Below are 22804 nucleotides of genomic sequence, written 5' to 3' on the forward strand. Positions count from 1 at the left end.
ACCGCTGGAGTAATGCCTCATGACCATTGCGCTGGACCGCTTCTGCATTAACCGCAAGATCGCGCCGAATCTCGATCTGGACAGTTTTTTCCGCCTGGTGCAACGTTGCGGGCTCAGCAAGGTTGAGCTGCGCAACGACATGCCCAGCGGCAAGGTGACCGACGATCTGAGCGACGCGCAGCTCAGCGCGCTTGCCGCACAATACGGCATCGACATCGTCACGATCAACGCCCTTGGCATGTTCAACCGGGTGGACGACCCGGCGGCGCTTCTGCAACGCGCCGAAGCGCTGCTGGCGCAGGCCCAGGCCATCCACAGCCGGGCGCTGGTACTGTGCCCGCACTGCAGCGCCGATGACCAGCGCAGCGAGCAGCAAAAACGGGATGACACCCTCGCCGCATTGCGGCTGCTGGCGCCGCTGTTTGCCCGCTATGGCGTACAGGGATACGTCGAACCGCTGGGTTTCGGCATCAGTTCGCTGCGATCGTCGCTGCTGACCCAGGCGATCATCCGCGATGCCGGCGCGCCGTACCGCATCGTGCTCGATACTTTCCACCACTATCTGAGCGGCGTGACGCAGGCCGATTTCGACGCCCAAATCCAGGTGGCGCAGATCGGCCTGGTGCATCTGTCCGGCGTGGAAGACGCGCGGGAGAAAGGCGCGTTGAGCGACGAAGAGCGCATCATGCTGAGCGAGGGCGATCGGCTGGAGAGCCGCCGTCAGGTGCAGAACCTGGAACGCCTGGGCTACGCCGGCATCTATGCCTTCGAACCTTTCTCTTCCCAGCTGGACAGCTGGAGTGAGGCGGATATCGAACGGGAAATCCGCCAGAGCATCGCCCTGCTGCAAGGGTAAAAAAAACGGCCTCCGCGGAGGCCGTTTTTCATGGCGTTACTTCAGGTTGCCGACCACCAGCTGGTGACGCTGGTTATAAAACTTACGGTAGGCCAGATAGCAGGCGATTATGGTCGACAGGCTGGCGGTGGAAAGCAGCATGAAGGTCACCATAATCTGGTATTTGATCGCTTTCACCGGATCGATGCCGGCGAAGATCAGCCCGGACATCATGCCCGGCAGGCTGACCAGCCCGACGGTTTTCGCCGAGTCCACGGTCGGGATCAGCGAAGCGCGGATGCTGTCGCGGATCAGCGCCGCCGAAGCGAACTTGGGCGTCGCCCCCAGGCTGAGCATCTCCTGAATCTTCTGCTGCTCGCTTTTGAAACGCTGGCCGAGGTTGGTGTAACACAGCCCCACCGCCACCATGGCGTTGCCGGCGATCATCCCGGAGATCGGGATCACCTGCATCGGCGTAAATTCGATAGACCCGGTCAACACCAGCACCGCCAGCGTCAGCACTGCACCGGTGGTGATGGCGATAAACGACGTCACGAAGGCGTGTTCGACGTACTTGCTGCGTTTCTTGGCGTTGTAGGCTGCGTTAAAGCAGATGAACAGCACCATCAGCACGGTGAGAACGGCGTTATCCAGGTCGAAAATATACTTCAGCACATAGCCGACGATGATCAGTTGCACCACCGCGCGGCAGATGCTCCAGATAATGTCCTTTTCCAGCGCCAGCTTTTCCCGATGGCTGATCAGAATGGCGACCACCACCAGGATCATCGACAAGCCCAAGGATTCGTTGGTGATGTTATGCTGATTCATGCTGTTGCTCCTGTTGCTCGGCGCGGTGCGCGCGCAGGGTGATCACCTCGTCCGCATGCGCTATCTCTTCGGTATCGTGCGTTACCCACAGCACCGCCAGCCGATGCTCCGCCACCAGCTGATGAACGATTTCGTTGACGTTGCGCTTGTTTTCCTCGTCCAGCGCGCTGGTGATCTCATCGAGCAACAGCACCCGCGGCATAAACTGCAGGTTGCGGATCAGGGACACGCGCTGTTTTTCCCCGCCGGAAAGTTCATTGATGCCTTTGGTCAGCATCGCCTCCGGCAACCCGAAACGCGCCAAATCGGCCTTCATTTTCGCCGTGTCCGGCGACTGTTGGCGGATTTGATAGGGCAGCGCCAGATTGTCGTAAACCGTATTGCCGAACAGCGCCGGCGTCTGGAAACAATAAGAGACCTGCTTGCGGTACGCCTCCGGCGACATCTCGGCGATCGCCCGGCCGTCGAAATAGATATTTCCGCGGGTCGGATCCATTAAGGAAGAGATGATTTTCAGCAGGGTGCTTTTCCCGCAGCCGGAAGGTCCGGTGATCAGCTTGAACTCGCCTTCACCCAGGGTGAAAGAGACCGAGTCCAGGATCACCTGGTTGTCTATTTGATAATGAATATCATCCAATCTCAGTATGTCTTTCTTTTCCTTCATTACGATGCCGGCTCCCTACACCTGTTTCCGTCTGAGCGATAAGTATATGGCCGCAAAAAACATCTTAGCAATGCCTGCGCGGCGGGCGGGGAACGCAAAGGAGGATTGGCGGAGCGGAAAGCCCCGCCAAATGATAAGATTAATTAATGCTTAGCTGTAGGAATAGTCAAAAGCGACCGCCAGGGCCGAATCACTCTTTTTTCATCGCTGCCTGTTCTTCGCAGCTGTACCAGCGTAGAGAATTATTGATGCTGCGGTGGGTGCAGCGCACCTTGCCCTCCTTTTCCAACGCCAGCAGCAGGGTGCGGGTGGTATAGATGTTTTCACCGCATTTATCTGCCAGCTCGCGCGTCTTCGGCCACTGCTCCGGCGGGGGATGATGGCCCCCTGACCCTTCCACACGATCCCTGCACAATCCTTGCAACACATTCAGCATCAGCGATTTTCTGCTTTCAAACGTATTCGGCACCTTGGCCATAGCATTCCTCCTGAGTGGTTACTGCTGAGCACCCCGCTCACGGCTGCACGTCCGCGATGCGCAGGGTGTAAATCATGGTGGCGTTCGGGGGGATCGCCGGCGGGCTGCCCTGCTTGCCGTATGCCAGCGCAGGCGGCACCACCAGGGTGATCGAGCCGTGGCGCTGCAGCTTCTCGATAGCGGCGCGAAACAGCGGCGGATAGCGCGTCAACGGCTGCGAGATCACCGTTCCCGCCAGCTCCATATCTTTGACCACCCGGCCGTCGGGCAAACTCTCGCGCACCACGATGTCCACCCGATCGTCGGTGCCAATCGCGCCGCTGCCGGCATAGTCGACCCGGTAGTAGAAGCCGAGCGCATCCCGCTTCACCCCCTCCTGTCGGGCGAAATCGGCCAGGTAGGCCTTGCCGTCCGCAGGGGGAGTCTGCGCCTGCTGCAAACGCTGCTGCGCCGTGCGCAGCGCGCTGTCGATGGCGGCGTCATCCAACCGCAACCGACCGGCCAGGGTATCGGCGATGCCCGCCAGCAAAAGCTGCCTGTCCGCCTCCAGCCCTGCCCGTTGGTTCTCCTGCTGCAGATGCAAAATGTCGCGCCCCAGCGATACGCCGGCGGCATAGGCCTGCTTGTCCGCATCGCTGGCCAGCGGTGGCGCTTGCGCCGCCTGCCGCCGTTCTGTCAGCAAGGTTTCTATCCGCTGCCGTTGCTGCGCCAGCTGCGCGATCAAACTTGCGCTGCGCTGTTCGGCTCGCGTCAGCGAGGCGACCAGCACGCCCACCTCAGGCACCGGCGCAATGGCCTGCTTCCCCCCTTTCAACGCATTGATAAGCGGCCGAATATCGACGCCGACCGGCTCCCTTTTCGGCGCCGCAGCGGCCTGAGCCGCCGCCAACTGCAACTCCAACTGACGGATTTTCTCCGCCTGCTGTTGCAAAGAGTGCGTCAGTGCAGTTAAACGAGCACCATCTGCGCCTGCGACGGCGGCCGGTTTAGCGGCCGGTGCGGACGCCGGTTTGCGCTCGGCATTGTCCCTGGGCGCGGCCGGCGGCGCCTGCCGCTGTTCGGCAAACTTCAACAGGGCAGGAATGCCGTCGTCATCGGCGCAAACGGTCCCGCTCACCGCCAACAGCAGGATCCCTATCCCCCATCCTTGCGCACTGCGCTTCACGGCTACAGATTCTCGACCCGGTCAGACAGATCGGACATCAGCTCATGTTCGACGTCGGCGCAGAATTTCTCGGTTTTATATTGATAAAGCGCATCAATAGCTTTGCGGGTGCTTTCATCTACGTTGCCGCGCACCCCGGCATATCCGGAGGCGTTGGAAAGCAGGCCGTTAAAATAGGCGATGCGTTTTTGATAGCTTTGCGGATTAATATTCTTTAAGGAATTAACCCGTTGCTGACAAAGCGCGATGCGCTGTTCATCAGATTTATCATTAGGATTGTTCTGTGAAAGTTTTTTCACGGAATTCAGGTTTGTCTTGCTACCGCCTGCACAGCCAGAAAGCGCCATAACAGAAAACAAAAATATGGCCAAACCCACCGCGCGGCGTCCGCCGCAAGCATTAATCATCGTTATCATTCCGTTTATAATCCTTTAATTGTCACGCAAGTCATCATTATGTAGCGAACGGCAGCAACGCATGCCTTAATTTGATTAATCAAAATGGGTTAGGCAGCGAAAAATCCCTATCACGCAATGCGATAGAATAATTCACTACCGGTGCAATTGTTATTTAATTGTTAACCAATTAGGTCTAAACGCTGGCTAAACGCGAATAAGAAACCCCACTCCCTCATGCACAAACAACCATGAAATAGCAATAAAAACAATAAATTATGTTTTATATTTTGTTTCAGTAAGGAAATTCAGCCTCTGCTGCCTAAGGGCGATATTAGCAAAACAATATTGTGAATTGTAGGTGCCACCCTATTTCCCCCGATCTAATATCTCGCATATCGTTATTTATATAGTGATTTATACTGGATAATATTTGTATACGATCTATTGATTTTAAAGCAAATATATTTCTTTTTCCTTTTGGTTTTATATTCTGAATTTGACTTAATTTAATAAAATCTATTTCCAAGCAATACTATTATTTGCAAGAATATTCCCAGCAACACGTCACACTTAAAACTCGTATTTTATTTACCAAGAAATCCATTGCTGATTTCCAAAATCTCGTTATTTCTCATAAATAACGGATGTTGGCGTATTGCCCAGAGCAAAAGGATCTGGCTCCAGCCGTACGGCCGGCGACATGGCGTTGCCGCCGCTGCGGGGGATTTAGATGTGCTGTTCTTTTTATTTAAAAACTCTCTACAGGAACTTGAGAAATGAAACTGAATAAATTAATGCTGGCAACCGTGATTGCTTTCGCTTCCGCATCTGTTGCTCATGCCGCATCTAATCAGGGCAGCGGTAAAGTCACCTTTACCGGCGAAATTATCGATGCGCCATGCAGCGTCGCACCGGAATCCGTTGACCAAACCGTGCCAATGGGCCAGATCAGCAGCCGCATCCTGGCCAACCAGGGTAAATCCAGCATGCAGCCTTTCAACATCGAACTGAAAGATTGCTCCATCTCCACCATGAAAAACGTCAAAGTGACCTTTACCGGCACGCCTGATCCGGTCAACAACAAATTGCTGGCTCTGAGCGGCACGGCAACCGGCGCCGGCATCGTGATCTACGACAACCTGCACTCCAAAGAAGTGGAACTGGGCACGGCGACCGACGGTCAGGGCCTGAACGACGGCGACAACTCGCTGAAATTCGCCGCTTACCTGCAGGGCAGCAGCGCCTCCGCCGCCGTGGTGCCGGGCGACTTCACCAGCGTGGCGAACTTCACCCTGGCTTACCTGTAATACCCCACAGGGGATGCCGCAGGGCATCCCCCGCTTTATTGCATGCCGACGAGAGCGGCAAGGGAACAGGGAAAGACAGGGAGACGCCAGCATGACTATCCGCCTTTGCGGTCTGTTGCTCATCGCGCTCAGCGTAGGCAACGCGGCGGCAGCGAAAAATCAGGGCCACGGCAAAGTCAGCCTGGGCGGCACCATCGTCGAAACACCGTGCGGCATCGCCAGCGACAGCCTGGATCAAACCGTCGATTTCGGTCTGATTTCCATGACCGACGCCTCACAGGACGGGCAATCGGTGCTGATCGGCAGCCGTCGCCATTTCACGATCAAACTGGTGAATTGCGAACTGGCCAGCCAGGTGAAGCCCGACTTTATCTATCGCGCGGCCAACGTCACGTTCGACGGCACCGCCGACAGCCGAGATCCTTCCCTGTTGGGCGTGTATGGCGAGGCGCAAGGCGTGGCTATCGAGCTGTTGACCGATGCCGGCGCCCCGATCCCGCTCGGCAGCACGACGGCGGATTATCAGATCGTTGCCGGCGACAACACGCTGCGTTTCGGCGCACAGCTGCGCATACATCCCGATAAGGCGCGGGCGGGCGGCTTCAGCTCTCTGGCCAAATTCACCCTGTCTTATCTCTAGCGCCGGCGGGCGCTGCACAGCATTACGTATTCAGGTCGTACGGATGACCTGCTATTGGGCGCGGACTTGCCATGAGTGATTATGTTATGACGTCATTACTGACACGGAAACACCTACCTCTCCTCGTCATTCTGTCTTTCCTCTGGGTGCGTCCGGCATTTTCCGCCACGGAATTCAATACCGACGTCCTGGATATCGGCGAGCGCAGCAAAGTGGATCTTTCGCGCTTCTCCGACGCCGACTACGTCATGCCCGGCGCTTATTTGCTGGATATCAAGATCAACCAGAAAACGCTGCCTCAGCGCAGCATTCAGTATTTACCGTCACCGGATAACAAGAGCGGCAGCCAGGTGTGCCTGCCGCCCGACCTGGTGGAAAAAATGGCGTTGAAGGAAGAGGCGGCCAAGAAAGTCACCCTGTGGCACGACAACCAGTGCGCCGACATTCGCGCGATCAAAGGTGCGACCGTCTCCGATCGCATCGGCGGCGGCGTGCTGGCGATCACCATCCCGCAGGCATGGATGAAATACTCCGATCCCGACTGGACGCCGCCCGAACAGTGGGATGACGGCATTCCCGGCCTGCTGCTGGATTACAACATCAGCGGCCAGCTAGGCAAACAGAGCCATAACAACAACACCGCCCAGAACCTGAGCAGCTACGGCACCTTGGGCGCCAACCTGGGCGCCTGGCGTCTGCGCGCGGACTTCCAGTCCAATTACAACCAGCAGGCCGGCGATCGCAGCACCGGTTTCGACTGGAACCAGATCTACGCCTACCGCGCGCTGCCGATGCAGGCCGCCAAGCTGACGGTGGGCGAGATCTATCTCGACTCCGGGGTGTTCGACGCCTATCGCTTCACCGGCCTCAACCTGGCCAGCGACGAGCGCATGCTGCCGCCTAATCTGCAGGGCTATGCGCCGGAAGTGCGCGGCATCGCCAAGAGCAACGCCAAGATCACCGTCTCGCAGGAAGGCCGCACGCTGTACGAAACCACCGTGCCCGCCGGGCCGTTCGCCATTCAAGATCTCAACAGCTCGGTACGCGGCAAGCTGGACGTCAAAGTGGAAGAGCAGGACGGCACCGTCTCGACCTTCCAGGTGGACACCGCCACCATTCCGTACCTGACCCGGCCGGGCTACGTACGCTACAACGTGGCGCTGGGCAAGACCTCGGCCTACGACCACCGCACTCAGGGGCCGCTGTTTTCCGCCAGCGACTTCTCCTGGGGGTTAAGCAACGCCTGGTCGCTGTATGGCGGCGCGCTGCTCGGCGGCGACTATAACGCCTGGGCGCTCGGCCTCGGCCGCGATCTGAACGTGTTCGGCGCCATGTCGCTGGACGTCACCCAGTCGATCGCCCGTCTGCCCGGCGAGCCAACCGCCAGCGGCATGTCGTTCAAGCTCAACTACGCCAAACGCTTCGACGAGCTGAACAGCCAGATCACCTTCGCCGGCTACCGCTTCTCACAGCGCAAGTTCATGAACATGTCGCAATATCTGCAGGAGCGTTACGGTGATTACGACAAGAATTACAACGGCCGACAGAAAGAGCTGTACACCATCACCGCCAGCAAAACCTTTATGGCGGAAGACACCACCAAGGCGATCACCGCCTACCTGACCTACTCGCACCAGACCTATTGGGACGCGCGAACTCAGGATCGTTATGGCCTGTCGGCCAGCAAGCTGTTCAGCATCGGCGATATCAGCAACATCACCGCCTCGCTGTCGGCTTACCGCACCTATTACCAGGGCCGCACCGACGATAGCGTGATGCTCAACTTCACCGTGCCGATCGGCGATCGCCGCCGTGTCGGCTATGCGCTGCAAACCAACAATGGCGATGTTACGCAGACCGCGTCGTACAACGACTACAGCGATCCGGACAATACCTGGCAGGTCAGCGGCGGCTTTAATCAGTCCGGCAAATCGCTGGCGCGCGGGTACTACACCCACAACGCCTCGTTCGGCTCGCTGAACGCCAGCGCCTCTTATCAGCAGGACAGCTACTCGTCGATCGGCGGTTCGTTCCGCGGCGGCCTCACCGCTACCCGGTACGGCATCGCGGCGCACCAGAACTCGAGCAACGGCGGCAGCCGCATGATGCTCGACACCGACGGCATCGCCGGCGTGCCGATCAACAACGGCCGCGCCTACAGCAACCGTTTCGGGCTGGCGGTGATTTCCGACATCACCAGCTACTACAACACCGACACCCGCATCGACGTCAACAAGCTGGCGGACGACGTCGAGGCCACCCGCGCAGTAGTGCAAGGCACGCTGACCGAAGGCGCCATCGGCTACCGCCACTTCGAGGTGGTGAAAGGCAGCAAGCTGCTGGCCACCATTCGCCTTGCGGACGGCAGCGAACCGCCGTTCGGCGCTGCGGTGCTGAGCGAGAAAGGCCGCGAGGTCGCGGTGGTCAACGACGGCGGCTCGGTCTACCTGACCGGCGTGCAGCCGGAGGAAAAATTGGACGTCGCCTGGGAAGGCCAACGCCGCTGCCGCATCGTGATCCCGGGCGCCGCCAAGCCGCTGGACCAGCTGCTGCTGCCGTGCGCCACCCTGTAATCCGTAACGCTGAGAAATGATGACATGAACAAACACCCGATAACGCTACTGACCGCCGCCGGCCTGGCCTTGAGCGCCGTACTGCCCACCGCCGACGCGGCGATATCGCTGGATCGCACGCGCGCCGTCTATGTGAGCGACGCCAAATCGATCAGCCTGAATATCGTCAACGAAAACAAAGAGCTGCCCTTCCTGGCGCAGTCCTGGCTGGAGAACGAGCAGCACCAGAAAATCACCTCGCCGCTGGTGGTGCTGCCGCCGTTGCAGCGCGTGGAGCCGAGCGAGCGCAGCGTAGTGCGCATCACCAAAACGCCGGAGGCGGATCGTCTGCCGCAGGATCGCGAGTCGGTGTTCTACTTCAACCTGCGCGAGATCCCGCCGAAAAGCACCAAAACCAACGTGATGCAGCTGGCGCTGCAAACGCAGATCAAGCTGTTCTACCGGCCGAAGGCGATTGTCGCGCCCAAGGGTGAAGTGTGGCAGGAAAAGCTGGTGTTCCGTAAAAGCGGCGGCGCCATCACCGTCGACAACCCGACGCCGTTTTACATCACCCTGACCGGCATGACGCGGCAAACGCAAAAACAGGGCGGCGGCGCGATTGGCGGTTTTCAACCGCTGATGCTGAAGCCGAAATCCAGCGAAAGCCTCAAGCTGCACGACACCGGCATGAACAGCTTCGTCATCACCTACATCAACGACTACGGCGGCCACCCCGAGCTGCGCTTCGCCTGCAACGGCAGCGTTTGCACCGCCGTGCCCGAGAAAAAATAAGGAGGTCCAGCATGGCTGAATTCACCGATCGACTGCGTCCGCTGCTGTTCGGCGCGCTGCTGTGCGGCGGCAGCGCGCTGGCGGCAACGCCGCTGGGCGTGATCGAAGGCACGACCGGCACCGTCAGCTTTCACGGCGGCCTGCTCAGCTCTCCCTGCAGCCTGACGCCGGATAGCCGGGATCAGGCCGTCGATCTGGGCGACGTCAGCGCACGCGACTTCCGAAACACCGGCGATCGCAGTGCGCCGGTGCGTTTTCGCCTCTCGTTCCGCAACTGCCTGCTGGGCGCGCGAGCGCTGGCGGATAACCCGGCCGGCCCGCGCAACGGCGACGCCGGCCGCCTCTACCTGCAGGGTGAGCAGGCCGCCACGCTGGTGTTCCTCGGCGAAAGCGACGTCGACAATCCGTCGCTGCTGAAGCTGAACGGCGGCGTGCAAGGCATCGGCCTGCGGCTGCAAGATCAGCAGGGCCGCGCGCTGGAACTGAATCAGCGCAGCCGCCCCTACATTCTGCAGCCCGGCAGCAACACCCTGTGGTTCAGCGCCAGCGTGGAATCCACCCAGCGGGCGGTGATGGCGGCCGGGTTCGCCGCCGTGGCGCATATTCAGGTGATTTACCTGTGAGGTTCGAGAACGCAATGAAAACTCAACTGACCAAACTCTGCCTGCCGCTGGCGATCGCGCTGGCGGCCCCCGCCGCCTGGGCCAACGGCTATGTCACGCCGGACGGCGGGCCGAAACAGTTCTATATCGATCTGAATGAAAGCAACATCACCAACCAGGTGGGGTTCACCAAACTATTTCCTTATGATCTCGGCGGAACCTATACCGGCAAGGTGTATTGCGATACCCCTATCCCCACCAGCCCACACTTTTACAAATCGGATTCAGCCTTGCCTCCTTCCGACTACGGCAACGGCTATTTAAAGCTGAATGACTTTCTGGATTTAAAGGCCGAGGTGTGGATCGCCGGCAACAAGAACGCCTACGTCACCGTGCCCTTTTACAACGAATCGAATTTGCTGAGCCAACACAGCTGCCGCCCACCGTACCTGCAGGTCAACAACTACGGCAGCGGCTCCAAAGGCAAGATCACCTTCCGGGTGCGCAAGAAGATCATCAACGGCGTCGAGATTAACGATCGGCAGATCATCGAGATGTACGGCCGTCTCGGCTCGACCGACGGCGGCTTCGGCCCTAATCCGATGGCGCAGGTGTTTATCCAGTCCGCGATCCTTTATGTGCCGGATAAATGCGTGGTGAACGAAGGCCAGCTGATCAACGTGGAGTTCGGCGAGATCGGCGGCAGCGATCTCAACGGCTCGAACTACCCGCAAAGCATCCCGGTGCGTTTCCAGTGCGAGGGCGGCAGCTTCGAGGACGGCACGCTGAACATCAAGCTGGCGGTGTCGGGTACGGCGGCCTCCTTCAGCAACGAGGTGTTCAAAACCGACAAGAACGATCTCGGCATCCGGCTGACCCACAACGGCCAGCTGGTCATCCCGAATGAGTTTTATCCGGTGCCGAACATCGGCAACGGCGGTTCCTGGAACCTGGTGGCGGCGCCGTTCGCCAACGGCGGCGCGGAGATCGGTGAAGGGGAATTCAACGCGTCGGCCACCATCGTGGCGGCATTCCAGTAACCGAGGGAGGAACAAAAAAATGCGTCTACGCGCTTTAACGCTGCTGGTCTGCGCGCCCTGGTGGGTTGCCGTCATGCCGGCAGCGGCGAACACCGAGCTTATCGGCGCGCCGGTGCAGTTCCACGGTACCGTGGTGAGCCGCCCGTGCAATATCGAACCGCAGTCCGCCGATCAACTGGTGGAGATGGGCACGGTGATCGTCAAAACCCTGTACCGCTACGGCCATACCACGCCGGTGCCGTTCAGCATCAAGCTGACCGACTGCAAGACCACGGTGTTCAAATCCGTCAGCGTGACCTTCAGCGGCACCGAAGACGGAGAACTGCCGGGCAAGCTGGCGATCAACAACGGCGCGAACGGCGCCGCCATCGCCCTGTTCGATCATCAGGGCGCGGACATCGATTTGAACAAGGCCACCAGCGCCGTCGCACTGCAAAACGGCCCCAACAGCCTGAACTTCACCGCCTATGTGCAGGGGAGGCCCAGCGCGATTCAAAACCAAAGCATTACCGAAGGCGAATTCACGTCCGTCGCCAATTTTGTGCTGGCGTACCAATAAGCCCCGCACCTTCCCAGGGAAATCAGGAAAACGACCGGCGCGCAATCGCCGGCGATTGGCCGTCACCGTTCGCTCCGGCGCGGCCTTTTAAGGAGGCACCCATGCCAGATATTCGCTTCACGCTGTTCGACAGCGATAACTTCTACCAGCAGGGGCTGCGTCTGCTGCTGCAGGACTATCTGCACTCCCTGAACGAATGCCATCGCCTGTACCCGCAGTTCTCGCCGCTGGCGCTGCAGGCATTGGATAACATCGAAATCGTGCTTCGCACGCCGGAAGAGCGCTGGGGCTGCGCCAGCTGCTATCAAAGCCCCTACGGCACCCCGCGCCAACGGCAGCTGACCCTGCTGATCCTCGACGACGCGACCCAGCAACAGGTAAAAAATTCACCGCCGCTGTTCAGCATTCATCGGCGCGATTCGGCCTACGCCATCCGCCTCAAGCTGCAAATGGCGTTGGAAAAGTTCATCCAGCACCCGTGGGTGGCGCTGCACGCCGCCGGCACGTGGAAATGCCAGGCTTGCCGCATCGCCGCGCTCAGCCACTGCGAGAAAAAGGTGCTGGGTTTGATGAGCAGCGGCATGTCCGCCTGCAGCATCGCCGGCCTGCTGCAACGCAGCCAGAAAACCATCAGCGCCCATAAACGCTCGGCGATGCGCAAGCTGAACGTGCGTAAAAACAGCGAGTTGAATAAGGTGCTGCTCAATCAGCGGGGTTTGGGTTGAGGGCGATAACACACCATTATGCGTCAGATTGCCGAAACATCGCCGCCAACATATCGACAAGCAGCGCCGCATAATGGCCGGCGGGGTCGAGATCGGGATCGAATACCGTCACCGTCATGCCGCAGCACAGCGGATTTTGCAGCAGACGCGCGCCGATATTCTCCAGCCATTGCCGATCGATGCCGGGTGACCCCGGCGAATCGACCGCCGGCATCACTGTTTGGTCGAGCACGTCCACGTCGAAATGCAGCCAGAAACGCCACTGCGGCTGCGCGGCCAATACCCGCTCGATACGCCGGACAATTTCCGCCTCGCCGATCTGATGGGCGGTAAAAACGTCGATGCGCTCGATCGCCGTCTGCGCAATATCCGGCCAGGCGAAGTCTGCATCTCGGTTTTCGCGCTCCCCCAGCTGCACAATTTGCCGTTCCGGCACCAGCGGCGGCGCGATGCCGGGCCAGGTCGTCAGCAGGGGCTCGCCGCGACCGCTCGCCAGCGCCAAATCCATCCCTGCCGCCGCCCCCAGCAGCTGTGCGGTATCGTAGTTGCCGGGGTGGCGAAAGTCGCTGTGACCATCGATATGCACCAGCGACAGTGGCCCCGCCCGGCGCGCCCCGGCCAGCGCCCCCAACAGGATCGAACAGTCGCCGCCGACAACCAACGGCAAGTCTCCTTGCCCCTGCACAGCAGCAACCACCTCCGCCAACTGTAGATTGAAGGCGCGGATAGCATGCCCATTGCGGATGCGAGTGCCGGGCTGCGCCAGCGGCGAATAAGGCCGTTGCGGCAAGGTGCTGACCGCGCTCGCCGCCAGCCTTTCCACCAGCCGCTGCGCCATCAGCGCCTGCGGCGCCCGCCAGACGCCGGGCACATGGCCGGGCCGCAACGGCCGCAGGCCCAGATTGCTCGGTGCAAGAATGAGGTGCATACGCGCGATCTCCGTGCAAAAAACGTCGTCGTAGCCAAAAGCATAAGCGCCGCAGCGCCGGGCGCGCGTTCTTTTTTCAATCTTGCATGGCGCATAGCGCACAGGGCAAAAGCGGTTTACTCTGAATGTCTATTTTCACACCGTAAAGCGAACCGGAATTCATGCCCAGAACAGCCAAAGTCGTTGACGTTCCCGCCCTCGGCGAGCTCGATCGCCAGGCGGGTCAGCTTAGCCACCAGCTGGCGCAGGCTCTGCGTCAGGCCATCCACCGCGGCGATCTGAAAGCGGGCGATCTGCTGCCCTCGACGCGCCGGCTGTCGGCGGCGCTGAATCTGGCGCGCGGCACGGTGTTGGAGGCGTTCGCCCAGTTGACGGCGGAAGGTTTTCTCGAACCGCAGCCCGGCTCCGGCACCCGGGTCGCTCACTATCAGGCACCGCGCCGCCTGCCCCACGCCACCGTACAGGCCAGTCCGCCGCCGGCGATGCCGCTTTCTTCACAGGCGCAGCATCTGGCGCGCTTTGCCGCTCAGGCGCGGGCGCTGCCGCCGGTGCCGTTCACCGTCTCGGTGCCGATCGGCGATACCGCGCCCGACGATGTCTGGCGGCGGCTCGGCAACCGCATCCGGGCACGCGGCCCCGGCGCACCTTCGGGCTATGGCGATCCTCTGGGCGCATTGCCGCTGCGCGAAGCCATCTGCGACTATGTGCGGCGTTCCCGCTCCGTGAACTGCACGCCGCAGCAAATCCTCATTACCTCCGGCACCCAGCAGGGGTTGTATCTGGCCGCGCAGATCCTGCTGGACGCCGGCGACAGCGCCTGGGTGGAAGACCCCGCCTACGCCGGCATTACCGCCATTTTCGACAGCCTGTTTCGCGACCGCCGCATGGTCAGGGTGCCCGTCGCCGACGACGGCATCGACGTCGCCGCGGGCATCCGTCTGGCCGCCGACGCCCGCGCCGCCTTTGTCACGCCGTCGCATCAATATCCGCTGGGCATGCCGATGAGCATGGCGAAAAGAAGCGCCCTGCTGGCCTGGGCCAGAGAGCGGCAGGCCTGGATCGTGGAGGATGATTACGACAGCGAGATGCGCTATGCCGGTCATCCGTTCCCCTCGCTGCAAGGGCTGGCACCCGAACGGACGCTCTATCTCGGCACCTTCAGCAAGGTGCTGTTCCCGTCATTGCGGCTGGGTTACGCCATCGTGCCGCCGCCGCTGGTCGACGCATTTTGCGGCGCCAGGATCCTGATGGATCGCCATCCGCCCAGCGCAGATCAACACGTGCTGGCCGCCTTTATCGCCGAAGGGTATCTCGACCGGCATATCCGCAAAATGCGCGGCGTCTACGCCGAGAAACGCCGGGTGCTGATCGAGGCGATCAACGCGCATATCCCGGCCGAGTTGGCGATGGTGCAGCCCTGCGATCAGGGCATGCATATGGTGCTGTGGCTGAGGAAAGATCTCGACGACGCACAGATCGCCCTGCGCGCCAACCAAGCCGGGCTGGCGCTGCGGGCGGTATCGCCGATGTATGCACCCGGCAACGGCGAACCGGGGCTGGTGCTGGGGTTGGGCGGTTATGCCGATCGCCAGGTACAACAGGCGGTGGAGCGGCTCGCAGAGGTGATCCGAACATGCGCCCGCAACGGTGCCTAGCGGGAAAAACGTTTGGCGCCGAACACGCAAACTACCACGCCGGCCATCACGGCGATCATCATCGGCTGAACGGTCTCATGCAGCAGCCAGCCCGCCAGCGCCAGGCCGAAAAACGGCTGCAGCAGCTGCAGCTGGCCAACCGCGGCGATGCCGCCCTGCGCCAGGCCGCGATACCAGAAGATAAACCCGATCCACATGCTGAACACCGAGACATAAACCAACGACAGCCACGCCTTGCCGCTGACCACGGGCCATCCGGCCGGCGCCGCTAGCCAGGCGGCCGCCAGCGTCAACGGCAACGCCACCACCAGCGCCCAGGAGATCACCTGCCAGCCGCCGATCCGGCGCGACAGCACCGCACCCTCGGCATAACCCAGGCCGCACAGCAGCACCGCCCCGACCATCAGCGCATCCCCCAGCCAGGAGCCGCCGCTCCCCTGGCTCAGTGCGAAGGCCCCCACCAGCGCGGCGCCGACGCCCGAAAACGCCCAAAAAGCGGGCTTGGGCCGCTCTCCGCCGCGCAAAACGCCAAAACCGGCGGTCGCCAGCGGCAGCAGGCCGATATACACCAGCGAGTGCGCCGAGGTGGTGTGCTGCAGCGCCAGCGCCGTCAGCAGCGGAAAACCGATGACCACGCCGAGCGCCACAAACAGCAGCGGCGCTAAATCGGCCCGCGTCGGCCGCGCCTGGCGGGTAAGCAGCAGTGCGCACAGGGCCAGCAAGGCGGCGATCGCCGCCCTGACCGCGGTCAAAAACAGCGGATCGAGCTCCAGCACTGCCACCCGGGTAGCGGGCAACGAGCCGCTGAAGATAATCATGCCGATGAAGCCGTTCATCCAGCCCTGAGCCGAATGCCCGGCGGCGGGATGAGCGGTAGAGGTAACCACAAGAGTTTTTTCAGACTGGCTGTCCATGATGCGAACGCTCCGCACGCCTGAGGCATACCGAAATCGGCAACCCGCGAGGCGATGCCATAAGTGAAAGAGAACATCGTTCCCCAGCGCAGCTTGCCGGGGCTGCGTTCTATTTTTCAGATAAAGCGGTTCAGAGACAGGTCCAGATAGCGAGATTATCGCTGTACCGGTTAGCAAAGCGCGGCGCTAACGCCAAAGAAGGGCGTTTTTCGGGCTGTCCTTGGCCGTTTGGCGGTGCAGTCGGCGCGGTATCATGGACTTTTATGCGTTTTTGTAGAACAGGACAAGGTGCGGCGCCGTGGTGAAACCCTTCTTACGCAGTGGCAGTTTGGATGATGTGCTGGCTTTAGGCGAGAACGGGCAACCGGTCTACGCCTGCGCGCAGCAGCTGCGGGAAACCCTGCGCCTTCGCCGGCAGCAGCAGGCCGCCGACTGCCTGGCGATCCCGCAGCCGAACGAAAGCGGCACCCGCATCGACTGGTATGCACCCTTCCCCGGCAAGGTCACCTCCTGGCTGGCGGCGAGCGATGCCCAGCGAGCGCAGGCGGTGCGCCACCTGGAACACTGCCTGACGACCTTCCGCAGCCTGACGGAACAAACCCAGGCGACCGATCACCCCAGCCACCGCCTGTTCGGCGCGCTGCTGGCCAAAGCGATGCATATCCCCGATCCCAACCACGTCTATCTGGTGGACGACCGGCCGGTGCTGACCTTTTGGGGCTTTATCAAACCGCAGGCGCAGAACCCGGACGATCCTTTGGCCTGCCTGCGGCCTGCCGAAACGGAAGTGGAAAAACCGGCGCCGATCGCCGCCGCCCCGCGCAAGCCGGCCATGGCCGAGCCGGTAACACCGGCTCCGGTAGCAGAACCTGAACCGGTGCCCACCCCGGCCGAAACCGTCGCGCCCCCGGTAGCCGCACGCCCACGCCGGCGCCGCGCTATCTGGATAGGGTTACCGCTCATGCTGCTACTGGGCGGCGCCTTGGCCGGCTGGCTGGGCCGTTCGCCGACCCCGCCTGCGCCAGAGCCGGCACCGCTGGCCGCAAAACCGCAGCCGGTGTCGCCGGTGAAGGCGGCCGCACCGTTGCCAAAACTGCACTTGCCGCTGGCACACGCGACGCTGATGCCGCCACCACCGGCGCCGGTCCTCCCGCAGCCGGTGGACAAAAACGCTCTGGTGCTGCCACCCGAAGCGGTAAAGGCCGGTTCCACCCGTTTTCTTAACGGCAAATGGCGCGCCACGGTGGCGCTGAAAGATCCGATCACCGGCAAACGCCCCAGCCTGCAATACCGTCTGAACGCGGGCAAGGGCAACGCCATCATCGCCTACGGCGACGGCGTCAGCTGCCGGGTGGCGGTCGAGGCCGGGCTGATGCAGTCCGGCAATCTGGTGATCAACAGCCGAACCAAGGCACGCTGCAGCGACGGCAGCCGCTACCAGATCCCGGAAATCGTCTGCCGCCAGGGCGAGACCGGGGCGGCGGAGTGCACCGGCCGCTACGATGCGGACACCACCTATCCCATGACGTTCAAGCGCGAGAGTAAATGATGCTGGCACCTCTTACGGACTACAAACATGGCATTACGCTGATTCAGGACAGCGGCATCCAGTTTCTGGACTTTGCCCTGACGCCGCTGCTGGACGCCGAGTTTCCCGGCAAATTCGTGCGCAAGACCGCCAGTGGCCCGTTGCTGCGCCTGCAATGGGAGGCCGAGAGCGGCAAATACCAGTTGCCGGCCGAAGGCGGACAGGCCGCCGAGGTGGTACGGCCGGAGTTCAGCTACCCGCTGCAGCAGTCGCTGCGCCTGCTGGATAAGCTCTGGCTGCCGTTGCCGTTCCTGCGCCACACCCCGGCGGGCGTGTTTTTATCAGGCCCGGATAACTGGGCGCGCCTGCAGGTGGTGCAGTTGGATGAGCCGGATCAGGACGGTCACCTGCTGCGCGTGGTGCTGGCCTTCGACACCCGCGCCGCCGCGCCCGCCCAGGAAGCGCTGGCGCCGGGCGAGAGCGATCTCGGCGCCGGCCTTAACTTCGCGCTGGCGCACCGCAATCACGAACTGGGTGAGTTTCTCGATCTGACCTGGGTGGACGGCTGGCTGCGCGAGGCGTTCAGCCAGCGCGCCGTCGAGCTGGAACAACGCGCCGAGGCGGAGATCAACGCCGGGCTGAAAACCTTCGAGTACCAGGCGCACTACCTCAACCTGCTGCACATGCTCGGCCATCAGCTGGCGGTGCCGCAGATAAAAATGGCGGCTGCGACGCTGCAACAGCCGGCGATCGACGTCGATCTGGTGCTGGACGTCGGCAACTCCCACACCTGCGGCGTATTGGTCGAAGACCATCCGGAAGAGAGCAACGGCCTGAAGCAAACCTATGAGCTGCAGCTGCGATCGCTGTCCGAACCGCATCGCGTCTATAACGAACTGTTCGAGAGTCGGGTGGAGTTTTCTCAGGCCGTCTTCGGCAAGCCGCATCTGTCTTTCCAGAGCGGGCGCGACGACGCCTTCCAATGGCCCTCCATCACCCGGGTCGGCCGCGAAGCCGCGCAATTGGCGCAGCGACGCGAAGGGCATGAAGGCACCACCGGCATCTCCAGCCCGCGCCGCTATCTGTGGGATGAGGAGCGCTATGCGCCCGGCTGGCGCTTCAACGAACGGCACGAACCGATGGCCGCCGCCGCGCCGTTGACCACGCTGATCAACGATGAGGGCATACCGCTGTCCGCCCTGCCGACGGCGCAACGGCTGCCGGTATTCGCCGCCCATTACAGCCGCAGTGCGGTGATGAGCCTGATGTTGAGCGAGCTGTTGGCGCAGGCGCTGATGCAGATCAACAGCATCGCCCAGCGCAGCCGCATGCCGAACGCCGCCGCACCGCGCCGTCTGCGCGCCATCATTCTGACGCTGCCTTCGGCGATGCCAAAGCCGGAGCGCGAACTCTTCCGCCGCCGAATGCAGGAAGCGATCGGGCTGGTGTGGAAAGCCCTCGGCTGGCACCCGCAGGATGCGCCGTTCGATGGCGAACACACCCGCTTCCCGGCGCCGCAGGTGCAGATCGAGTGGGACGAAGCCACCTGCGGCCAGATGGTCTATCTGTACAACGAAACCCAGGTGAACTTCGCCGGCCGCACCGATGCCTTCTTCGCCGCCATGGCGCGGCCCGATCGGCCGCTGGCGCCGGGTGAACAGGCCGGCAAGACATTGCGCATCGCCTCTATCGACATTGGCGGCGGCACCACGGATCTGGCGATTACGCACTACTCGCTCGACGACGGCGTGGGCAGCAACATAAAAATCAATCCGCGCCTGCTGTTCCGCGAGGGCTTTAAGGTCGCCGGCGACGACATCCTGCTGGACATCATTCAGCAGTTTGTCCTGCCCGCCGTACAACAGGCGTTCGAGGCCGCCGGCGTGAGCGCCGCAGCGGCGCTGATGGATAAGCTGTTCGGCAACGAAGGGCGCATGGACGGGCTTTCCACCCTGCGCCAGCAGGCCGCGCTGCAGATTTTCATGCCTGCCGGGCGCGCGCTGCTCGGTGCCTATGAAGAATACGATCCGCTGGACAGCCGCGCGGAAATCGCCGCCAGCCTCGGCGATCTGCTGCCGCAACGGCCGACGCCGCAGGTGCTGGCGTTTATCAACGGCGAAGTGCAACGCGAAGCCGACAGCGACGCCTTCGATATCCTGCACACGCCGCTGGTGATCCGTCTGGCCGACCTGCACGCCGCCTTCTTGTCCGATCGCATCGGCATCGGCCACTGTCTGCGCCTGCTGGCCGAAGTGGTGGCGCTGTATACCTGCGACGTACTGCTGCTGACCGGCCGCCCGGCGCGCTTCCCCGGCGTACAGGCGCTGCTGCGCCACCTGCAGCCGCTGCCCGCCAGCCGCATTCTGCCGCTTGAGGGCTATCACACCCGCAGCTGGTATCCGTTTAACAAACGCGGCCGCATCGACAATCCCAAATCCACCGCCGCCGTGGGCGCCATGCTGTGCCTGCTGGCGATCGATCTACGGCTGGAAAGCTTTTACTTCAACGTCGGGGATTTCCAGCCCTATTCCACCATTCGCTATCTGGGCATGCTGGACGGCAACAACATGCTGGCGGATGATAACGTCTACTACCGCGACATCGATCTGGATCGCGCCGATTTCGCGCTCGACCCCGCCGGCAGCTTCCAGCTGCGCGGCCCGCTGCGTTTGGGCTTCCGCCAGCTGGACAACGAACGCTGGCCGGCCTCGCCGCTCTATACGCTGACCATCAATGACACCCAGCTGGCGCGCAAGCTGGCCGGCGACGCGGTGATCAGTCTGCGGCTGGCCATCACCGCCAGCGCCGAACAGGGCGCTGAGAGCGTCAAGATCGCGCAGGCGCTGCTGGCCGACGGCAGCCCCGTCCCGGCGCACCACCTGCAACTGAAACTCAATACCCTGGCTGCCAGCGCCTCCGGTGCGACCCACTACTGGATAGACAGCGGGAGCATTTACCCACGATGAACACACAAACCTTCGCCCCAGCGGCCCCGAATAACGCGCTCAGCGCCGGCATATTGCAGGCGATCGACTGGGTAGACGCCGCACGCCGCCAATCCCCCCGCCTGGAGCGGGAGGCCGATCGCCTGATACAGCGTCTGCGTCGTTGCCATAACCGTGCCGCCCGGTTGGAAAACACCCGGCCTGCACAGCTCGCCATCGGTTTGTATGGCCACAACGCCGCCGCCAAAGCCCATTTGTTGGCGGCGCTGGCGCCGGGCGCAAAGCGCTTCAACGCGGACATTTCGCTCGCGGTGCGCTACTGCACGGCGGCCGAAGCGGGCCCCGCCGAGTATCCGATCGCCCTCGCCCTGCTCAATGAAGCGCAGTGGCTGGCCATCACGCTCGACGCCGCGGCGATGAGCGGCTTCCGCCCGGACTGGGACGCCCGCGCGATCGCCGACCATCTGCAGACGCTGGCGCGCCATCGCCAGACGATCGCCGTCGACGGCCTTGACGGCAACGATGTGCTGGCGCTGTGGGACAGCCTGCGCCGCCACGGCGGCAAAGCACAACACACGCTGGACAGGCACTTCTGGCCGCAGGCGGTGACGCTGGCGCCGCAGTTGAGCATCGACGATCGCGCGCGCCTGTTTGCGCCGCTGTGGGGGGAGGATCCGACGCTGACGGCGCGTTATCGCCAGTTGGCGCACGCGCTGCAGGCCCTCGGCGGCAGCCGGCAGGTTCACGCTCCGCGCCGCGCGCTGGCGCTGCTGACGGCGAGCACCGCGCCGGAAAACGCCGCGTTCGCCGTGCTGACCGAACAAGGCGATGAGCGGGAGATTGGGCTAAGCGATCTGGCCTGGCTGACCGCTGAAGTGACCACCGCCCTGCCGCCGGCGGCGCAGGCAGGCCTGCCCGCCGACGTAGCTCTGATCGACCTGCCCGGCAGCCGCAGCTGCCCGCAGGCAGAGCCAACGCAGCGCCTGCAGCAGGCGAAGCGCGCCCATTTGCTGACCCGCTGTGCGGACGGCCTGCACGCCAGCCTGCTGCTGGTGACCGATGCCGCCGCAACGCCGCAGGACGCCGCGCGCATCGGCCAGGCGCTCGCCGGCTGGGTCGACCACACCCAGGGGGAAACCCCGGCGCTGCGCCAGCGCCGCAAGCCCGGTTTAATCTGGGCTATCACGCCGTTCGACCAACGCCAGGAAGGCAAATCGCGCCCCGACGACGCCGTTCAGCGCCAGGTCGGCGAACCCGGTGACAGCTGGGCCACGCTGCTGGCGCTGGATGAGCAGGATTGCCGCCGCATGGTGAACTACCTGGCCGCACAGGCGCGCCCGTCCCACAAGCAAGCGCGCTTGCTCGAGCTGCGCGAAGAGTTGCAGCGCGAGCTGACGGAAAGCCTGCTCGGCAACTGGCTCACCGCCGCCGATCCGCACGCGACCCAACAACGCGCCCAACAGCTGCTGCGCGCGCTGCAGGCGCAGGCCGGCCGCCACGGCGAACTGCTGGAACGATTGTTGCCCCAGCGCGATACGCTGCGCCAGCTCTATCAGCAACAGCAGCACGCCGCGCCGACCCCGACGGCGACGCCTTCACCGTTCGGACTGGATATCGATCTGTTCGGCGCGCAAGAACCCGCGGCGGCGGGCGGACAGCCGGCATCGCCTTTTGCCGCGCGAATCTTCGCAGACTGGATCAATCATCTGCGCGCACTGCCGGACAACCGGCAGCTGTTGGACCTGCTCGGCGTCGACAAACCGCACCTCGAACTGTTGGTCGATGCGCTGATCGGCGCCGCCTGCCGCCTGCAGCTCGATGATGAGCTGCAGCGCGCACTGTGCGCCGGCGGCCTGCCGGAACAAGGGGAAGATCGGCAGATCAGCCAGGCGTTGGCGCTGCTGGGCGACTTCGTCGCCTGGCTCGGCTTCCAGCGGCGCGATGCGGCAACGCGCCCCGAGAGCCGCGTCAACCCCGGCCAGCCGATCTTTACCCCGCCGCCGCAGCCGGCAGTGGACTGGAGCGGCCAGCAGCGGCTCACCCGGCTGGCGCCGACGCCGACCAAAAATACCGCGTTTTATATCTATGACTGGCTGATCGGCCTGCAGACCTTGCTGGCGGCGAATGCGGCGCAGGCGCAGCCCGCGCTGGCAGACGAGCAGCGCGCCGAGCTGGCGGCGATCGTCGCCGCCCTGAGATAAGCAGCGGCTCTGGCAGCAATAGGAGGGCGTAAACAGGATAAATCG

Annotated in this window: 20 protein-coding genes; 13 read left to right on the top strand and 7 right to left on the bottom strand. The window is 62.5% G+C overall.

Translation table 11 applies throughout. The features are described from left to right. The first annotated feature begins 19 nt into the window (after positions 1-19). Positions 20-856, top strand: a complete 837-nt coding sequence (locus tag GKN89_RS20590) for a TIM barrel protein (protein ID WP_154747654.1) — start codon at positions 20-22, stop codon at positions 854-856. 36 nt (positions 857-892) lie between these two features. Here the strand turns inward: GKN89_RS20590 and fetB are convergent, their stop codons facing one another. The 5 genes from fetB to GKN89_RS20615 form a co-directional block, all read right to left on the bottom strand. Beyond that, positions 893-1666: an iron export ABC transporter permease subunit FetB gene (gene fetB, locus GKN89_RS20595; protein ID WP_019455206.1), complete on the bottom strand. Its 774-nt coding sequence runs from the start codon at positions 1664-1666 to the stop codon at positions 893-895. Further along, complete coding sequence (gene fetA, locus GKN89_RS20600) at positions 1653-2330, bottom strand: iron ABC transporter ATP-binding protein FetA (protein ID WP_019455207.1); 678 nt, start codon at positions 2328-2330, stop codon at positions 1653-1655. Before fetA ends, fetB begins: the two co-directional genes overlap by 14 nt. Before the next feature lie 190 nt (positions 2331-2520). After that, entirely contained in the window at positions 2521-2808 is a 288-nt protein-coding gene (locus GKN89_RS20605) for a FaeA/PapI family transcriptional regulator (RefSeq protein ID WP_154747655.1), read from the bottom strand. A gap of 37 nt (positions 2809-2845) precedes the next feature. After that, the gene (locus tag GKN89_RS20610) at positions 2846-3973 is read right to left on the bottom strand and encodes an FKBP-type peptidyl-prolyl cis-trans isomerase N-terminal domain-containing protein (RefSeq protein ID WP_370520267.1); all 1128 of its coding nucleotides are present in this window, start codon (positions 3971-3973) and stop codon (positions 2846-2848) included. Between the two features lie 2 nt (positions 3974-3975). Next, the gene (locus tag GKN89_RS20615; RefSeq protein WP_063918369.1) at positions 3976-4389 is read right to left on the bottom strand and encodes a hypothetical protein; all 414 of its coding nucleotides are present in this window, start codon (positions 4387-4389) and stop codon (positions 3976-3978) included. A gap of 758 nt (positions 4390-5147) precedes the next feature. Here GKN89_RS20615 and GKN89_RS20620 point away from each other — a divergent pair. From GKN89_RS20620 to GKN89_RS20655, 8 genes are all read left to right on the top strand, one after another. After that, a complete protein-coding gene (locus GKN89_RS20620) occupies positions 5148-5678 on the top strand; it encodes a fimbrial protein (protein ID WP_019455211.1) in 531 nt (176 codons plus the stop codon). Positions 5679-5769: 91 nt separating this feature from the next. Further along, a complete protein-coding gene (locus GKN89_RS20625) occupies positions 5770-6318 on the top strand; it encodes a fimbrial protein (RefSeq protein ID WP_019455212.1) in 549 nt (182 codons plus the stop codon). A 71-nt stretch (positions 6319-6389) separates the two neighbouring features. After that, positions 6390-8891, top strand: a complete 2502-nt coding sequence (locus GKN89_RS20630) for a fimbria/pilus outer membrane usher protein (RefSeq protein WP_154747656.1) — start codon at positions 6390-6392, stop codon at positions 8889-8891. A 24-nt stretch (positions 8892-8915) separates the two neighbouring features. After that, positions 8916-9662, top strand: a complete 747-nt coding sequence (locus GKN89_RS20635; RefSeq protein WP_016930416.1) for a molecular chaperone — start codon at positions 8916-8918, stop codon at positions 9660-9662. A gap of 11 nt (positions 9663-9673) precedes the next feature. Further along, positions 9674-10285, top strand: coding sequence for a fimbrial protein (locus tag GKN89_RS20640; RefSeq protein ID WP_154747657.1), 612 nt, complete (start codon positions 9674-9676; stop codon positions 10283-10285). Between the two features lie 14 nt (positions 10286-10299). Beyond that, on the top strand, positions 10300-11304 hold the full coding sequence (locus GKN89_RS20645; RefSeq protein WP_154747658.1) for a fimbrial protein: 1005 nt from the start codon (positions 10300-10302) through the stop codon (positions 11302-11304). A gap of 19 nt (positions 11305-11323) precedes the next feature. Further along, positions 11324-11863 carry a fimbrial protein gene (locus tag GKN89_RS20650; RefSeq protein WP_019455216.1) on the top strand — a complete coding sequence of 180 codons (540 nt, stop codon included), beginning with the start codon at positions 11324-11326 and terminating at the stop codon, positions 11861-11863. A gap of 101 nt (positions 11864-11964) precedes the next feature. Further along, entirely contained in the window at positions 11965-12588 is a 624-nt protein-coding gene (locus tag GKN89_RS20655) for a LuxR C-terminal-related transcriptional regulator (protein ID WP_019455217.1), read from the top strand. A 16-nt stretch (positions 12589-12604) separates the two neighbouring features. Here the strand turns inward: GKN89_RS20655 and GKN89_RS20660 are convergent, their stop codons facing one another. Then, entirely contained in the window at positions 12605-13516 is a 912-nt protein-coding gene (locus GKN89_RS20660) for an arginase family protein (RefSeq protein WP_154747659.1), read from the bottom strand. A 161-nt stretch (positions 13517-13677) separates the two neighbouring features. Between GKN89_RS20660 and GKN89_RS20665 the strand changes: the two genes are divergently transcribed. Beyond that, positions 13678-15171 (top strand): PLP-dependent aminotransferase family protein, encoded by a 1494-nt coding sequence (locus GKN89_RS20665; protein ID WP_063918365.1) that lies wholly within the window; start codon positions 13678-13680, stop codon positions 15169-15171. Here the strand turns inward: GKN89_RS20665 and GKN89_RS20670 are convergent. Then, positions 15168-16085 (bottom strand): DMT family transporter, encoded by a 918-nt coding sequence (locus tag GKN89_RS20670; RefSeq protein ID WP_063918364.1) that lies wholly within the window; start codon positions 16083-16085, stop codon positions 15168-15170. The two genes, GKN89_RS20665 and GKN89_RS20670, sit on opposite strands and share 4 nt — an antisense overlap. 298 nt (positions 16086-16383) lie before the next feature. On the opposite strand from GKN89_RS20670, the gene GKN89_RS20675 reads away from it, so the two are divergent. The 3 genes from GKN89_RS20675 to GKN89_RS20685 are packed head-to-tail and all read left to right on the top strand — an operon-like array spanning position 16384 to position 22759. Then, a complete protein-coding gene (locus tag GKN89_RS20675) occupies positions 16384-17634 on the top strand; it encodes an SrfA family protein (RefSeq protein WP_370520268.1) in 1251 nt (416 codons plus the stop codon). Next, the gene (locus tag GKN89_RS20680; RefSeq protein ID WP_063918423.1) at positions 17634-20579 is read left to right on the top strand and encodes a virulence factor SrfB; all 2946 of its coding nucleotides are present in this window, start codon (positions 17634-17636) and stop codon (positions 20577-20579) included. Before GKN89_RS20675 ends, GKN89_RS20680 begins: the two co-directional genes overlap by 1 nt. Further along, positions 20576-22759 carry a virulence factor SrfC family protein gene (locus tag GKN89_RS20685; protein ID WP_154747660.1) on the top strand — a complete coding sequence of 728 codons (2184 nt, stop codon included), beginning with the start codon at positions 20576-20578 and terminating at the stop codon, positions 22757-22759. The genes GKN89_RS20680 and GKN89_RS20685 overlap by 4 nt, the downstream gene beginning before the upstream one ends. Positions 22760-22804 lie beyond the last annotated feature (45 nt).

The sequence above is a fragment of the Serratia sp. YC16 genome (genome assembly GCF_009707615.1).
Classification (GTDB): Bacteria; Pseudomonadota; Gammaproteobacteria; order Enterobacterales; family Enterobacteriaceae; genus Serratia; species Serratia surfactantfaciens.

Excerpts from the sequence above, each read along its gene's own strand:
- GKN89_RS20590 (WP_154747654.1), top strand. The coding sequence starts at position 20 with ATGACCATTGCGCTGGACCGCTTCTGCATTAACCGCAAGATCGCGCCG.
- fetB (WP_019455206.1), bottom strand. The coding sequence starts at position 1,666 with ATGAATCAGCATAACATCACCAACGAATCCTTGGGCTTGTCGATGATC.
- fetA (WP_019455207.1), bottom strand. The coding sequence starts at position 2,330 with ATGAAGGAAAAGAAAGACATACTGAGATTGGATGATATTCATTATCAA.
- GKN89_RS20605 (WP_154747655.1), bottom strand. The coding sequence starts at position 2,808 with ATGGCCAAGGTGCCGAATACGTTTGAAAGCAGAAAATCGCTGATGCTG.
- GKN89_RS20615 (WP_063918369.1), bottom strand. The coding sequence starts at position 4,389 with ATGATAACGATGATTAATGCTTGCGGCGGACGCCGCGCGGTGGGTTTG.
- GKN89_RS20620 (WP_019455211.1), top strand. The coding sequence starts at position 5,148 with ATGAAACTGAATAAATTAATGCTGGCAACCGTGATTGCTTTCGCTTCC.
- GKN89_RS20625 (WP_019455212.1), top strand. The coding sequence starts at position 5,770 with ATGACTATCCGCCTTTGCGGTCTGTTGCTCATCGCGCTCAGCGTAGGC.
- GKN89_RS20630 (WP_154747656.1), top strand. The coding sequence starts at position 6,390 with ATGAGTGATTATGTTATGACGTCATTACTGACACGGAAACACCTACCT.
- GKN89_RS20635 (WP_016930416.1), top strand. The coding sequence starts at position 8,916 with ATGAACAAACACCCGATAACGCTACTGACCGCCGCCGGCCTGGCCTTG.
- GKN89_RS20640 (WP_154747657.1), top strand. The coding sequence starts at position 9,674 with ATGGCTGAATTCACCGATCGACTGCGTCCGCTGCTGTTCGGCGCGCTG.
- GKN89_RS20645 (WP_154747658.1), top strand. The coding sequence starts at position 10,300 with ATGAAAACTCAACTGACCAAACTCTGCCTGCCGCTGGCGATCGCGCTG.
- GKN89_RS20650 (WP_019455216.1), top strand. The coding sequence starts at position 11,324 with ATGCGTCTACGCGCTTTAACGCTGCTGGTCTGCGCGCCCTGGTGGGTT.
- GKN89_RS20655 (WP_019455217.1), top strand. The coding sequence starts at position 11,965 with ATGCCAGATATTCGCTTCACGCTGTTCGACAGCGATAACTTCTACCAG.
- GKN89_RS20660 (WP_154747659.1), bottom strand. The coding sequence starts at position 13,516 with ATGCACCTCATTCTTGCACCGAGCAATCTGGGCCTGCGGCCGTTGCGG.
- GKN89_RS20665 (WP_063918365.1), top strand. The coding sequence starts at position 13,678 with ATGCCCAGAACAGCCAAAGTCGTTGACGTTCCCGCCCTCGGCGAGCTC.
- GKN89_RS20670 (WP_063918364.1), bottom strand. The coding sequence starts at position 16,085 with ATGGACAGCCAGTCTGAAAAAACTCTTGTGGTTACCTCTACCGCTCAT.
- GKN89_RS20680 (WP_063918423.1), top strand. The coding sequence starts at position 17,634 with ATGCTGGCACCTCTTACGGACTACAAACATGGCATTACGCTGATTCAG.
- GKN89_RS20685 (WP_154747660.1), top strand. The coding sequence starts at position 20,576 with ATGAACACACAAACCTTCGCCCCAGCGGCCCCGAATAACGCGCTCAGC.